This window comes from Streptomyces sp. NBC_01257, assembly GCF_035917255.1.
GTDB lineage: Bacteria > Actinomycetota > Actinomycetes > Streptomycetales > Streptomycetaceae > Streptomyces.
In genome coordinates this window covers 4,290,133-4,303,867 of sequence record NZ_CP108472.1, presented here as the reverse complement: position 1 = coordinate 4,303,867, position 13,735 = coordinate 4,290,133, and the positions used below count along the sequence as shown (strand labels likewise).

The window sequence follows — 13,735 nt, the reverse complement described above, 5'->3', positions numbered from 1 at the left end:
CGTCTATTCCGGGGCACCCGGTTCGACGGTTCAGGCCTTGTCGTACAACGTCGTACGGCATGTACGACGTTTACGTACGCCCCCTGACCTTGGACATGCCCCGCCCGGAAGGGGTGTACGCCTGTGCCCGCACTTGTGCTGCTCGGTGCTCAGTGGGGTGACGAGGGCAAGGGAAAGGCCACCGACCTCCTCGGTGGATCCGTGGACTATGTGGTGCGCTACCAAGGCGGCAACAATGCCGGCCACACGGTGGTCGTCGGTGACCAGAAGTACGCACTTCATCTCCTCCCCTCCGGAATCCTTTCACCGGGGTGTACCCCGGTCATCGGTAACGGTGTCGTCGTCGACCCTGCGGTCCTGCTCTCCGAGCTGAGTGGGCTGAACGACCGCGGCGTGGACACGTCCAAGCTGCTGATCAGCGGTAACGCTCATTTGATCACCCCGTACAACGTCACCGTCGACAAGGTGACGGAACGGTTCCTCGGCAAGCGCAAGATCGGTACGACCGGCCGCGGTATCGGCCCGACGTACGCCGACAAGATCAACCGGGTCGGCATCCGCGTCCAGGACCTCTACGACGAGTCGATCCTGGAGCAGAAGGTCGAGGCGGCCCTGGAGCAGAAGAACCAGCTTCTGGCCAAGGTCTTCAACCGGCGCGCCATCGAGGCGGGCAAGGTCGTCGAGGACATGCTCCAGTACGCGGAGCAGATCAAGCCCTTCGTCGCCGACACCACGCTGATCCTGAACAACGCCATCGACGAGGGCAAGGTCGTCCTCTTCGAGGGCGGCCAGGGCACGCTGCTCGACGTCGACCACGGCACGTACCCCTTCGTCACCTCGTCGAACCCGACCGCGGGCGGCGCCTGCACCGGTTCCGGTGTGGGACCGACGAAGATCAGCCGGGTCATCGGCATCCTCAAGGCCTATACGACGCGTGTCGGTGCCGGTCCGTTCCCGACGGAGCTGCTCGACGAGGACGGCGAGGCGCTGCGCCGGATCGGTGGCGAGCGCGGTGTCACCACCGGCCGTGACCGCCGCTGCGGCTGGTTCGACGCCCCGATCGCGCGGTACGCGACCCGGGTCAACGGCCTCACCGACTTCTTCCTCACCAAGCTGGACGTGCTGACCGGCTGGGAGCAGATCCCGGTGTGCGTGGCGTACGAGATCGACGGCAAGCGCGTCGAGGAGCTCCCGTACAACCAGACCGACTTCCACCACGCGAAGCCGGTCTACGAGATGCTGCCGGGCTGGTCGGAGGACATCACCAAGGCGAAGACCTTCGGTGACCTGCCGAAGAACGCGCAGGGTTACGTGAAGGCGCTGGAGGAGATGTCCGGCGCCCCGATCTCCGCGATCGGTGTCGGCCCCGGCCGGACCGAGACCATCGAGATCAACTCGTTCCTGTAGGGAACACCGTCTCGTTCCTGCAGGGAACACCGTGAGGGGCGGCCGGTGCGCGGAGTGCGCGCCGGCCGCCCCTTTCATTCCTCCCCGCAGATCCGCAGCCCCTGAGGCGTCGCGCACGGCAGGTGGCCGTGGGTGCGGATGACGTCCTGGCCGCTGCCCCGGCTGAGGTAGGCGAGGAAGCTGGAGACCAGTGAGTCGGCGGGCGGGCTGCCGTACGTGTACGCGTACTCGATCTCCCGGTACGGATAGCTGCTGGTGGCGATCGTGTCGGCGGACGGGATGGCCCCGTCGATCGCGATCTGGTGCGCGCCGGGCGGCTTGGTGCCGGAGCGCAGTTCGCTGTAGCCGATCGCGCCGTCGAGCCGGCCGGTCTCGGCCAGGACCTGGTCCGTGGAGTCGAGTTCGCAGCGGATGACCGGGGCCTCGGGGTCGTCCTTCGTGGTGCAGTCGCGGGAGGACTGGGCGGGTTCGTTGCGGCCCAGCACGCGGCGCTGGAAGACCTCGCGGGTACCGGAGTTGGCGTCCCGGCTGACCAGGAGGACGGGGAGGTCCGGGCCGCCGAGCTGCCGCCAGTTGCGGATCTCGCCGCGGTAGACGGCGCGCACGGTGGCGGTGGTCAGGTTCTTCAGTGGCACCTTGTCGTTGACGACGAGGCGGAACAGCGAGACGGCGACGCGGTTCTCGCGCAGCTGCGGGAAGCCGCTCGGCTTCGGACCGTCGGAGAGGGCCAGCAGGGCGGGCGATCCGGATTTCCCGGCCGCGGCGCCCCGTTCGGCCAGTTCCCGTATGCCGGCGGTGCTGCCGTGCGCGTCCACGGTGACGGTGGCGCCCTCGCACGCCCTGCCGTACTTCTCCGCCAGCTCCCGCAGGACCGGTTCGAACGCCGTGGAGCCGGTCACGGTCAGCTCGCCGCGGGCGCAGCCGATCGGGGGCGGGGTGTCGTCCCGTACCAGGATGATCGAGGACAGCGTGATGACGCAGACGGTCAGGGCGACGGTGATGAAGCGCGCGGCCCGGCCGAACAGCGGCGGCTTCTCGTCCGGGCGGGCCGCGGTGTTCGGCCGCACCTCGCCGTCCCGGATGCCGCCGGTGATGCGGATGGGGCTGCCCACGTGCGAACCGGTCAGCAGGACCAGGAGTTTGAAGTGCTCGCCCCGGTTGAGCGGGACGCGCGGCAGCCGGATGAGGGAGCCGCTGCCGCGGAGCCCCTCGGACGGGGTGAAGTGCTCCATGAGGTGGTCGGCGCCCGGGGAGTGGGTGACGGCGATGCCGCGTACCCGGCGTTCGGTGAACTCGACGACCAGTCCGTGGAGTTGTCCGTCCGGTCCGGTGTAGTCGCCGCGGTCGACGGACTGCGAGCCGTCGTTCTCGATGCGGAGCAGGACGAGGGTGGCGTCGGCCATGTCCGGGGTCTCGTCGAACAGGCCGAGCCGTACGTTGGCCCGCGCCTGGCTGACGTCGCTGCCGATGGGGGTGTCCATCTGGACGCGGTAGCCGATGCGTTTGCGGCGCGGGACCCGGCGCTCGTACCAGAGCACGCCCACGGAGGCGAGGACGCCCAGCACCGCGGTGAGCACGGCCACGATGTTCTCGGCGCTGAACCACTCCACGGCCCGTTCCCCCTCGGCTGCCGGACGTCTGTACGAGTGCGGGTCACCGTATGGGGCGCGGGGTGCGGGTGGCGGTGAGTACCGGGTCCCGTCGCCAGGTGTTCGTCCGCCGTTCGTCGCCGTTCGGAGAGCGGGGCAGTTGGTCTGGACCTTGACAGGTCCAGACCAATCGGGGTTGGGTGTCGGGATGCCCGGCGGCATGCGGAGCCCGTTCGGGCGCCCTGTCGAAGGAGTGAACAGCGCTTGAACCGCATCAAGAGCCTTCTGACCGCACTGGGTGCCGTCGTCGCGACGGCGGTCCTCCTCCCCGTTCCCGCGCACGCGGCCCCCGCCGGCCCGGCCGCGTGCGCGCCCCTCTGGAGCTCCTCGACCGCCTACACGGCAGGCGGCACCGTCTCGCACCACGGCCGCAACTGGACGGCCAAGTGGTGGACGCAGAACGAGAATCCGGGCGCCACCACCGTCTGGTCCGACCGCGGCGCCTGTACGGGAGGGGTCTCCGACTTCGTCATCAGCGAGGCGGAGTTCGACGAGATCTTCCCGGACCGCGACGCCTTCTACACGTACCAGGGTCTGATCGACGCCCTGCACGCCTACCCGCGCTTCGCGAACACCGGGACCGAGGCGACCAGGAGCCGGGAGGCCGCGGCGTTCCTGACGCACGCCGACTTCGAGTCGGTCGGCCTGCAGTACGTGAAGGAGATCAACGAGGCCAACTACTGGCGCAAGTGCGACTACAGCCAGCCGTTCGGGTGCCCGGCCGGCCAGACCGCGTACTACGGACGCGGCCCGATCATGTTCAGCTGGAACTTCAACTACAAGGCCGCCGGTGACGCCCTCGGGCTCGACCTGCTGAACGACCCGTGGCTGGTGGAGCGCGATCCGTCGGTCGCCTGGCAGACCGCGCTCTGGTACTGGAACACCCAGAACGGCCCGGGCACCATGACCTCGCACGACGCCATGGTCGGCGGTGCGGGCTTCGGTGAGACCATCCGTTCGCTCAACGGGGCGCTGGAGTGCGACGGCGGCAACCCCGCGTCCGTGCAGGCGCGGGTCGCCAAGTACGAGCGGATCACCGGCGTCATCGGCACCGACCCCGGTTCCGGACTCACCTGCTGACCGCTCGCGGGCGTGCCCGGCACTGAACGGCCGGACAGTCCGGTGTCCCGCATGCTGGACGCGCCCGAAGGTTTTTACCTTCGGGCGCGCCGGGGTTCCGGCCCATGATCCGGACTGACTGCCTCCGGAATCACCGCTGTTGAGGGGTTCTTTCGGGGCGGGGAGCCCATTCGCGGGGGCGCGGGAGGGCGGCGTCCGGAAGGTTTCCTCACCATGGTCTAGACCTTGACAGGTCCAGACCATCACCGCTTGAGTGTCGGCACCCCCCATGGCGGCGCACCGATGAGCTCGGTGCGCCGCGCCGAAGGAGTGATCACATGATCAAACGCATCATGGGCCTGATCGCCGCGCTGGGCGCGGTCCTCGCGACGGTCGTCATTCTTCCCGCCACCACCGCCTCGGCGGCCGAGTGCGCGGCTGCCTGGAACTCCTCCTCCGTCTACACCGGCGGTGGCGCGGCCTCGTACAACGGGCACAACTGGACCGCCAAGTGGTGGACCCAGAACGAGACCCCCGGCAGCTCCGACGTCTGGGCCGACCAGGGCAGCTGCGGAGGCGGCGGCACGGACCCGGGCGACCCGGGGTCCTCCGACGGCTTCGTCGTCAGCGAGGCGCAGTTCAACCAGATGTTCCCGGGCCGGAACTCCTTCTACACCTACAGCGGTCTGACCGCCGCCCTGAGCGCCTACCCGGGCTTCGCCAACACCGGCAGCGACGCGGTGAAGAAGCAGGAGGCCGCGGCCTTCCTCGCCAACGTCAGCCACGAGACCGGCGGTCTGGTGTACGTGGTCGAGCAGAACACGGCCAACTACCCGCACTACTGCGACACCAGCCAGTCCTACGGCTGCCCCGCCGGCACGGCCGCGTACTACGGCCGCGGGCCGATCCAGCTCAGCTGGAACTTCAACTACAAGGCCGCCGGTGACGCGCTCGGCATCGACCTGCTGGGCAACCCCTACCTGGTCGAGCAGGACGCGTCCGTGGCCTGGAAGACCGGCCTCTGGTACTGGAACACCCAGAACGGCCCGGGCACCATGACCCCCCACAACGCCATGGTGAACGGCGCCGGGTTCGGCGAGACGATCCGCTCCATCAACGGCTCGCTGGAGTGCAACGGCGGCAACCCCGCCCAGGTCCAGAGCCGCATCGACAAGTACCAGGCCTTCGTGCAGATCCTCGGCACCACGGCCGGCTCCAACCTCAGCTGCTGACCGGCTGAACTCCCGTGGAACGGGGGGTGCGTCGGGGCCGACGGCCCGGCGCACCCCCCGTTGCGGTTCAGCCGCCGTCCGCCGCGAGGTCCAGCGCCCGGAACGCCAGCCACAGGTCGTAGCGGGCGCTGGGGGTCCGCAGGAGCGAGCGCTGGAGGGCGGTCTCCAGCCGGGTCAGCCGCTTGCGCATACCGGGCACGGAGATGGCCAGCGCGTCCGCGGCCGGGCCGAGCTGGGCCTCGCACTCCAGCCAGGTACGCAGCGTGGTGCACGGATCCGCGGTGCCGCCGGCCTTCTCCGTCCCGCCGGCCGCCTCCGCTCCGCCGAGCGGCCGCAACTGCTGCACCGCCCAGGAATGGACCGCGGGCAGGAGCAGGATGTCGTCCAGTGAGTGCCCGGGCGGTCCGGACGGGCCCCCGCCCGGACCCGCCGGCCGCGGCAGGGCGGGCGTGGCGCGGATGCACAGGGCGAGATCGAGGGCGGCCTGGTCGGCCACCTTGTGCAGGTCCAGGCCCAGCAGTTCACCGATCAGCCGCAGCCGCGCGGAGAGCGTGTTGCGGTGGATCTTCAGGTGCTCGGTCGCGTGCGAGGAGAACGCGAGCCAGGACGCGAGCGTGGCCGCCAGCTCCTGACTGCCCGGGTCCTGGCTGCGCCGCGGCAGATGGGCGAGCAGCGGGGCGAGGAGCGCGTCCGCCCACAGGGCTCCCTCGGCGCCGGTCACCAGAGCGAGTCCGGGCGCGGCGCCGAAGCGGGCGACCCGCTCCGGCAGCCCGCGGGCGACGGCGAGCGCGTGGAACGCCTGGCGGTACGCGGTCGCGGTGTCGGGCAGCGCCACGTCCTCGCTGATGCCGACGACGCAGTCGTCCACCACCGAGGCGACGTGCGGGCCGAGCCGCGCGTCCGCCGGTTCGGGGCCCGCGGGCGCGATGAGGATCAGATGGTGTGCGTACACCGGGCACCGCACGATCCAGGACCGGCCGCCGGAGAGCTCCGCGCAGACCCGGGCCACCTCGTCCCGGTCGCGTCCGGCGCACTCGACGACACAGACCCGGACCGGGTTCGGCAGGCTGGGCTTCAGGGCGCCCGCGACCTGGTGCGCGATCGACAGCTGGCCGGTCATCAGCAGGTGCAGCACCGCCTCCCGGCCGCGGGACTCCGCCAGGTCGACGCGGCGGCGCTTGCGCTCGACGGTCTCGGCGGCCCAGCACATGGCGAGCGGCAGGGCGGCGTCGGCGAGCAGGGTGGAGAGCCCGTCCGGCAGCGGGCGCCGGCCGACGACGGCGAGGACGGGCGGAGTGACGTCCGGCGGCCCGTCCAGGGCGAACAGCAGCGCGGTGTGCGGCCCCTTGTCGAAGGAGGAGGAACGGGCGCCGAGCGCGGACAGCTCCCGTGCGCAGTCGGCAGCGAGGACGGCCGATCCGGCGCTCGCGGCATCGGGGACCCGGGCGACACCGTGCAGGACGGTGCCGTCGCCGTCGAGCAGTCCCGCCCAGCCGTCCGCGCGGCCCGACACCCAGCGCAGCAGCTCCTGCGAGCCGCCGGACCGGGCCAGTCCATGCATCCGAATGACGTCGTCCGCCCGTCTCCGCGCGTGCACTGTTCCCCCCGCTCCCGCCGAAAACCGGAGTGCAGAGTACCGGTTTGGCTGTGCGAACTGATACCCCGCTCCGGCCACACCGTGCGAACTGAATCTTTCGCGTCGACTACCCCGCAACCTAGAGTCCGAACGCGGTTGCGGGCCTTTCGGGGGAGAGGTACGGGGGACGACGGCAGCGGCTCACGGGGGTGGCCGCTGTCGTCGGCCGCAACCGCCTCTTCGTCGCGTTGTCAGTGGTGCCCCTTAACGTCGGAAGCCTGAAACGGCCGGCGTGCGAGGAGAGGTCACCACCATGGAGTTCCGGATCGAGCGCGGCCGGCTGGCCGACGCGGTGGCCTGGGCGGCCCGGGTGCTTCCCACCCGCTCTCCCGTTCCCGTGCTGGGCGGTCTGCTGCTGGAGGCCGCGGACGGCCGGCTCGGCATCTCCGGCCTCGACTACGAGGCGTCCGCCCGCATCGAGGTGGACGCCGAGACCGTACGGCCCGGCAAGGTGCTGGTCATGGGCCGCAGGCTGCTGGACGTGTGCCGGGTGCTGCCCGAGGGGGCGGTGGAATGCGCCGTGGAGGGCTCCCGGTTCACGGTGACGGGCAGCGGTGCGGGATTCGGTCTTTCGGTGCTGCCGCTCGACGACTATCCGGCGCTGCCGCCGCTGCCGGAGGTCCTCGGGGCGGTGGACGCAGGGGAGTTCGCGGCGGCCGTCGCGGACGTGACGGTGGCGGCGGGCCGGGACGACACCCTGCCGGCGCTGACCGGCATCCGGCTGGGGCTCGACGGCGACCGGATGACCCTGGCGGCCACCGACCGGTACCGCTTCGCGGTCCGCACGCTGGGGTGGAAGCCCGCGGCGGCGGACGTCACGGCCGATGTCCTGGTCTCGGCCCGCAGACTCTCCGAGATCGCCCGCTCCTTCGGCCATGCGGGCCTGGTCAGCCTCGCCCTGGACGGCGGGTCGGCCGGCTTCGAGCTGGCCGGGACGCGCACGACGGTCCGGCTCCTGGACGGCCGACTGCCGCGCCACGACAAGCTGTTCGCGATGGCGGACCCGGTCACGGCGGTGACCGAGCGCGAGCCCCTGGTCGAGGCGGTGAAGCGGGTCTCGGTGGTGGCGGACGGCGACAGTCCGCTCCAATTCGCCTTCCGTGACGGTTCGGTGCTTCTCCAGGCGGGTTACGAGGACGACGTGGCGTCCCAGCGGCTGCCCGCCGAGCTGGTGGGCACCCAGGAGCTGACGGTCGCCTTCAATCCGTCGTACCTGATGGACGCGCTGTCCTCGTTCGACGCCCCGGTCATCCGGTTCCACCTGATGGGTCCGGGGCAGCGCGCCATGGTCACCGGGCATGCGACGCGGGAGGACGCGACGGGCCCGGCCGGGGGGACCCACCAGCACCTGCTCATGTCCGTCAAGCCGCTGATGTAGGGGCGGGGTTCGCCGGTGCCGGGCTGGTGCGGCCTGAGCCGGGTCAGCCGGTCTTCGTGTACGTGAGCTTCTCGCCGGAGTCCGTGTTGAGACGGCTCAGGGTGCCGTCGGGGAGCAGGGTGAGCGTGGTGGCACTGCCCGGGGTGCAGGACGTCATCGGTTCGCCCAGCGTCACCGTGGACGGCCCGACGCTGACCGGTTCGCCTTCGGACGGCACGGATGCCAGATCCGCCTGGAAGACGCAGCGGTAGGTGCCGCCGGTGTCCATGGGGCCCTCCGCGGTGAGGGTGAGGACGGCGTCGCCCACCTGGCCCTGCCGGATGACGAGTTCGCGGGTGGAGTGGCCGGCGGCGTTGTCGATGCTGCCGGACCAGGTGCCGAGGTACCCCTCCGGGATGCCGTCGTCGTCGCCGTTCTGCGCGTCGTCGCTTGGCGAGGGGTCCGGGGGACCGTCGGGGGACGGGGAGTTGGAGGAGTCGTCCGCCGGGGAGGGGCCGGCCGAGCGGGTGGGGTCGGCCGTGGTGGTCGCGTCGCGGTCGTTCATCAGGGCGTAGACGGACCCGCCGGCCCCGATGGCGACGAGCACGGCGATCACGACGAGGGCGATGGTCGAACCGGTGCTCCGGCGCGCGGGCGCGGTCGGCTGCCCGCCGGCCGGGTGGGCCGGGCCGTACGGGGGCGTGGAGCCGAAGCCCGGCTGCTGCGGGTACCCGTACGCGTAGCCCTGGTTGGGGGCCGGCTGCTGCGGTACGCCGTAGCCCTGGACCGGGTACGGCTGGGCGGGCTGCTGCGGATAGCCGTACGCGGGGAAGGACGCTCCGGGGAGGGACGGCTCGGCCGGAGAGGGCGCGGGCGGCGCGGCCGGGGCGGGTGTCTCGACGACGGTGGCCGGAGGGGCGGAGGGGGCGGAGGGTACGGGGGGCGCGGGCGCGACGGGGGGCGGTCCTGCGGGGAGCTGCGGGGGGTTCGCGGCTGCCGCGTGGACGGGTGCCGTACCGCCGGGGGCGGCGTTGTCCGGAACGGCGTCGTGCGGGACGGCGCCGTGCGGAACGGTGTCGTTCGGAACGGTGTCGTTCGGAACGGCGTCGGTCGGGACGCCATCGTTCGGAACGGTGTCAGCGGGTGCGGGTGCGGGTGCGGCTTCGGCCGGGGCGGTGTCCGCCGGTGCGGGTGCGGGCGGGACCGCGTCCATCGGGTCCTCCGAGTCCAGCAGGCCCACCGCGTGGCGGCCGAGCTGGGCGATGAGGGCGCCCGGCAGCCAGGGCTCCACGGTGTCGCCCCCGTCCAGCCGCGCCAGGATCTCGTCCGTCGAAGGACGGGCCCCGGGGTCCTTGTGCAGGCAGTGCCGGATCAGCTCCACGAGATCGGCCGGCACCCCGGTCAGGTCCGGGTCCTCCTGCGCGATCCGGAACATCAGCGCGTGCACCCCGCTGGCCGCCACGCCGAACGGCAGCCGGCCGGTCGCCGCGTACGCCAGCACCGAGCCCAGGCAGAACACGTCGCACGCGGTGGTGACGCGCTCGCCGCGCACCTGCTCGGGCGACATGAAGCCGGGGGAGCCGACCAGGGCGCCGGTGCGGGTGAGGCCGCCGTCGGTGACGGTGTCGAGTGCCCGGGCTATCCCGAAGTCGATGACGCGCGGGCCGTCGATCGTCAGCAGGATGTTGGACGGCTTGAGGTCGCGGTGGATGAGCCCGGCGGCGTGGATGGCGCGCAGCGCGTGGGCGAGGCCGGTGCCCAGGATGTGCACGGAGCGGTGGGGCAGTGGTCCGTACGCCCCCGGGGCCGGGCCGGCCGAGGTGCTCGCGCGCCCCGAGACGGTGGCCTGGAGGGAGGGGCCCGCGACATACCCCGTGGCGACCCAGGGAACGGCGGCCTCGGTGTCGGCGTCCAGCACGGGCGCGGTCCAGGTCGAGCCGACCCGGCGGGCGGCCAGCACCTCCTGCCGGAACCGGTCGCGGAACTCCTGCCGCTCGGCGAGCTCCTCGCGGACCAGCTTGATCGCGACCACGCGGCCGCGGTCCGAGCGGGCCAGATAGACCTGGCCCATGCCGCCCGCCCCGAGCCGGCCCAGCAGCCGGTAGGCGCCGATGCGTTGCGGATCGGCGGACCCGAGCTTCTCCATGGTGTGCAGTCCTCCCCCGTACGGCGACACGCCGGACGGGGTCGAGAATAGCGGCGCGGTTCGCACCGGCGGGTGCCGGTGCGCGGGGGCGCGGTCCGGCGGGCACCGCGCCGCCGCACCCGGCGTGGGCCCGGGCCGCCGGTCCTTCCGTCACGGAGCGGGGGCCCGCGCAGACCCGACATCCTGCCGAACCAGGCGCTCCACGCCATACAAGGTGGCCATACCGGGCGCCGTCCGCCGCCGCCTACGCTCGTCGCATGACCCCTCATCCCACGCCCGACTCCGCCGCCGGGGCGGCCGTGAAGGCCGCCGACCGCGCGCACGTGTTCCACTCCTGGTCCGCTCAGGGCCTGATCGACCCGCTCGCCGTCGCCGGCGCCGAGGGGTCGTACTTCTGGGACTACGACGGCAACCGCTACCTCGACTTCACCAGCGGCCTCGTCTACACCAACATCGGTTACCAGCACCCCACCGTCGTCGCCGCGATCCAGGAGCAGGCGGGGAAGATGACGACCTTCGCGCCCGCCTTCGCGATCGAGTCGCGCTCCGAGGCCGCACGCCTCATCGCCGAGCGCACCCCCGGCGACCTGGACAAGATCTTCTTCACCAACGGCGGCGCGGAGGCCGTCGAGAACGCCGTCCGGATGGCCCGGCTGCACACCGGCCGTACGAAGGTGCTCTCCGCCTACCGCTCGTACCACGGCGCCACCTCCACCGCGATCAACCTGACCGGTGACCCGCGCCGCTGGGCGTCGGACAACGGCTCCGCCGGCGTCGTCCGGTTCTGGGCCCCGTTCCTCTACCGCTCGCCGTTCTACGCGCAGACCGAGGCCGAGGAGTGCGCCCGCGCGCTCCAGCACCTGGAGGACACCCTCGCCTACGAGGGCCCGTCGACCATCGCCGCGATCATCCTGGAGACCATCCCGGGCACGGCCGGCATCATGACGCCGCCGCCCGGCTACCTCGCCGGTGTCCGCGAGATCTGCGACCGGTACGGCATCGTCTTCGTCCTCGACGAGGTCATGGCCGGCTTCGGCCGCACCGGCAAGTGGTTCGCCGCCGACCACTTCGACGTCACGCCCGACCTGCTGACCTTCGCCAAGGGCGTGAACTCCGGATACGTGCCGCTCGGCGGCGTCGCCATCTCCGCCGAGATCGCCGCCACCTTCGACACCCGCCCCTACCCGGGCGGCCTCACCTACTCCGGCCACCCGCTGGCCTGCGCCGCCGCCGTCGCCACCATCCATGTGATGGAGGACGAGAAGGTCATCGAGAACGCCGCCCACATCGGCGAGAGCGTCCTCGGCCCCGGTCTGCGCGAGCTCGCCGCGAACCACCCGTCGGTCGGCGAGGTCCGCGGCCTCGGCGCGTTCTGGGCGCTGGAGCTGGTCCGCGACAAGGAGACCCGCGAGCCGCTGGTCCCGTACAACGCGACGGGCGAGGCCAACGCGCCGATGGCGGCCTTCGGCGCCGCGGCGAAGAAGCACGGCCTGTGGCCCTTCATCAACATGAACCGCACCCACGCCGTCCCCGCCTGCAACGTCACCGAGGCCGAGGCCAAGGAGGGGCTGGCCGCGCTCGACGCCGCGCTGTCGATGGCCGACGAACACACCGCGTAACGCCGCCGCGCCCCTCCCCGCGCCCTCGTCTAAGGTGACCCGAGGCCGAAACAGGGGAGGGGCGCCATGCGCGCGAGCGGAGCTGTCACACGCAGTACGCTGCGGCAGCAGATCGCGGACGCGCTGCGTGACGAGGTGCTCGCCGGGCGTCTTCAGCCCGGCCGGGAGTTCACCGTCAAGCAGATCGCCGAGCAGTACGGCGTCTCCGCGACGCCCGTCCGCGAGGCGCTCTTCGACCTCGCCGCACAGGGCCTGCTCGAATCCGACCAGCACCGCGGGTTCCGGGTGTACGAGTTCAGCGTCGCCGACTACCGCGCGATGGTGGAGGCCCGCACCCTGGTCATGGACGGGGTCATCCGGGAGGTCTTCACCTCGCCGTCCCCCGGCGGAGCCCGGCAGACCGTCTACCGCGACGCGCTCGTCTCCGTACGCCGCCGCGCCGAGGAGGCCTCCCGCGCGGCGCGCGGCGGCGACCTGGACATCCTGATCGGCTACGACCTGCGCTTCTGGCGCGAGCTCGGCACCCTCGTCGGCAACACCTACATCACCGACTTCCTCCACCGGCTGCGCGTCCAGGCCTGGGTGTTCGCCGTGCCGTACCTGCGGGGCGACGCGGACGTACGGGACTGGCTCTGGAACGGGCACCCCGACCTCGTCGCCGCGATCTCGCACCGCGACCGCGACGCCCTGCGCGCGGCCGTCGAGGACTACAACAACCACGCACTGAGCTGGGCGGACCGGCTGGCGGCCGGCGATCCGGCCCCGCCCGGGCCCGGCCCGGAGCCGGACGGACCGGACGGTTCCGCGGACCCGGGGCGTCCGGATGCCTGAGCGCGCGGGCGGCCGCGGCGGCCCGGCGAAGTCCGTCGTGAGGGAGCACTGTGCGCGACGTCCCGACCGCATTACGCTGTCCCGACCATCGCACCACCGCACGCATCCCCGCATGAGAGCGAGACTTCGTGGCCTGTGACCTGTGGCTGGTCCCCCTCGTCGATGTGCTGTGCCACAGCCCCGACAACCCGTTCGCCGATGAGATAGCCGTCTACGACAAAGCGCTGGGCGAGGCAGGGCTGCCGCCCGTACCCGTCTACGCCTACATGCCCGGCCTGACCGGTGACGTGGCCCCGGTCGCGGGCTTCGACTACGACGCGCTGCACTTCCTGCGCCGCGCCTATCTCCTCCAGCTCAGCGGCCTCGCCGTCACCCCCGTCGACGAACTGGGCGGGGACTACGAGCAGTTGCTGGAGATGTTCGAGCCGACCGCCCAGCAGTCGCATCTGGTGTGGCACTACGACCACGCGGGCGCGTACGTCCCCGTGGACTTCGCCGCGCCGCTGACCAACGACGACCTGCTGGAGGGCGGCGGCCCGCTCGGCTCGGCGCACGGGCTGCTGCGGGAGCTGGAGTTCGTCGCCGCGTCCATCGGCATCGATCCGGCCAATCCGCCGGCCGCCCCGCTGCCGCCCGCCGCGCCCACCTCGCTGGAGGAACCGGCGAGCCCGATCCCCTACGACGACAACCCGTTCGCCCGGGAGCGCCACGTCTGGCTCGGCCTGCACGCGGCGGTCACCCGCAGCCTCGCCCAGGGCTCGATGATCATCTTCAGCTGAGAGGCCACCGGCCTCCCGGC

Annotated in this window: 10 protein-coding genes; 7 read left to right on the top strand and 3 right to left on the bottom strand. The window is 72.1% G+C overall.

What is annotated here, in order from left to right; translation table 11 throughout:
* Positions 1–123 precede the first annotated feature (123 nt).
* Positions 124–1,407, top strand: a complete 1,284-nt coding sequence (locus OG408_RS18425) for an adenylosuccinate synthase (protein ID WP_266780178.1) — start codon at positions 124–126, stop codon at positions 1,405–1,407.
* Positions 1,408–1,481: 74 nt separating this feature from the next.
* Here OG408_RS18425 and OG408_RS18420 read toward each other — a convergent pair whose 3' ends face one another.
* Complete coding sequence (locus tag OG408_RS18420; protein WP_326670849.1) at positions 1,482–3,017, bottom strand: substrate-binding domain-containing protein; 1,536 nt, start codon at positions 3,015–3,017, stop codon at positions 1,482–1,484.
* Positions 3,018–3,260: 243 nt separating this feature from the next.
* Here OG408_RS18420 and OG408_RS18415 point away from each other — a divergent pair, with 243 nt between their 5' ends.
* Both OG408_RS18415 and OG408_RS18410 read left to right on the top strand, forming a co-directional pair.
* Entirely contained in the window at positions 3,261–4,136 is an 876-nt protein-coding gene (locus OG408_RS18415) for a glycoside hydrolase family 19 protein (RefSeq protein WP_266780176.1), read from the top strand.
* A 317-nt stretch (positions 4,137–4,453) separates the two neighbouring features.
* Positions 4,454–5,347: a glycoside hydrolase family 19 protein gene (locus tag OG408_RS18410; RefSeq protein WP_266780175.1), complete on the top strand. Its 894-nt coding sequence runs from the start codon at positions 4,454–4,456 to the stop codon at positions 5,345–5,347.
* Positions 5,348–5,414: 67 nt separating this feature from the next.
* Here the strand turns inward: OG408_RS18410 and OG408_RS18405 are convergent, their stop codons facing one another.
* Positions 5,415–6,908 (bottom strand): helix-turn-helix domain-containing protein, encoded by a 1,494-nt coding sequence (locus tag OG408_RS18405; protein ID WP_326670848.1) that lies wholly within the window; start codon positions 6,906–6,908, stop codon positions 5,415–5,417.
* Between the two features lie 328 nt (positions 6,909–7,236).
* On the opposite strand from OG408_RS18405, the gene dnaN reads away from it, so the two are divergent.
* Positions 7,237–8,361 carry a DNA polymerase III subunit beta gene (gene dnaN / locus OG408_RS18400; RefSeq protein ID WP_266780173.1) on the top strand — a complete coding sequence of 375 codons (1,125 nt, stop codon included), beginning with the start codon at positions 7,237–7,239 and terminating at the stop codon, positions 8,359–8,361.
* 43 nt (positions 8,362–8,404) lie between these two features.
* Here dnaN and OG408_RS18395 read toward each other — a convergent pair whose 3' ends face one another.
* A complete protein-coding gene (locus OG408_RS18395) occupies positions 8,405–10,486 on the bottom strand; it encodes a serine/threonine-protein kinase (protein ID WP_326670847.1) in 2,082 nt (693 codons plus the stop codon).
* Between the two features lie 257 nt (positions 10,487–10,743).
* On the opposite strand from OG408_RS18395, the gene OG408_RS18390 reads away from it, so the two are divergent.
* The 3 genes from OG408_RS18390 to OG408_RS18380 all read left to right on the top strand — a co-directional run bounded on the left by OG408_RS18390 (position 10,744) and on the right by OG408_RS18380 (position 13,715).
* The gene (locus tag OG408_RS18390; RefSeq protein WP_326670846.1) at positions 10,744–12,105 is read left to right on the top strand and encodes an aspartate aminotransferase family protein; all 1,362 of its coding nucleotides are present in this window, start codon (positions 10,744–10,746) and stop codon (positions 12,103–12,105) included.
* 66 nt (positions 12,106–12,171) lie between these two features.
* Positions 12,172–12,936 carry a GntR family transcriptional regulator gene (locus OG408_RS18385; protein WP_326670845.1) on the top strand — a complete coding sequence of 255 codons (765 nt, stop codon included), beginning with the start codon at positions 12,172–12,174 and terminating at the stop codon, positions 12,934–12,936.
* A gap of 128 nt (positions 12,937–13,064) precedes the next feature.
* Complete coding sequence (locus OG408_RS18380; protein WP_266780169.1) at positions 13,065–13,715, top strand: hypothetical protein; 651 nt, start codon at positions 13,065–13,067, stop codon at positions 13,713–13,715.
* Positions 13,716–13,735 lie beyond the last annotated feature (20 nt).

Bases quoted from the DNA above. Each gene is read 5' to 3' on its own strand.
- OG408_RS18410 (WP_266780175.1), top strand. From the start codon at position 4,454: ATGATCAAACGCATCATGGGCCTGATCGCCGCGCTGGGCGCGGTCCTC.
- OG408_RS18405 (WP_326670848.1), bottom strand. From the start codon at position 6,908: ATGCATGGACTGGCCCGGTCCGGCGGCTCGCAGGAGCTGCTGCGCTGG.
- dnaN (WP_266780173.1), top strand. From the start codon at position 7,237: ATGGAGTTCCGGATCGAGCGCGGCCGGCTGGCCGACGCGGTGGCCTGG.
- OG408_RS18395 (WP_326670847.1), bottom strand. From the start codon at position 10,486: ATGGAGAAGCTCGGGTCCGCCGATCCGCAACGCATCGGCGCCTACCGG.
- OG408_RS18390 (WP_326670846.1), top strand. From the start codon at position 10,744: ATGACCCCTCATCCCACGCCCGACTCCGCCGCCGGGGCGGCCGTGAAG.
- OG408_RS18385 (WP_326670845.1), top strand. From the start codon at position 12,172: ATGCGCGCGAGCGGAGCTGTCACACGCAGTACGCTGCGGCAGCAGATC.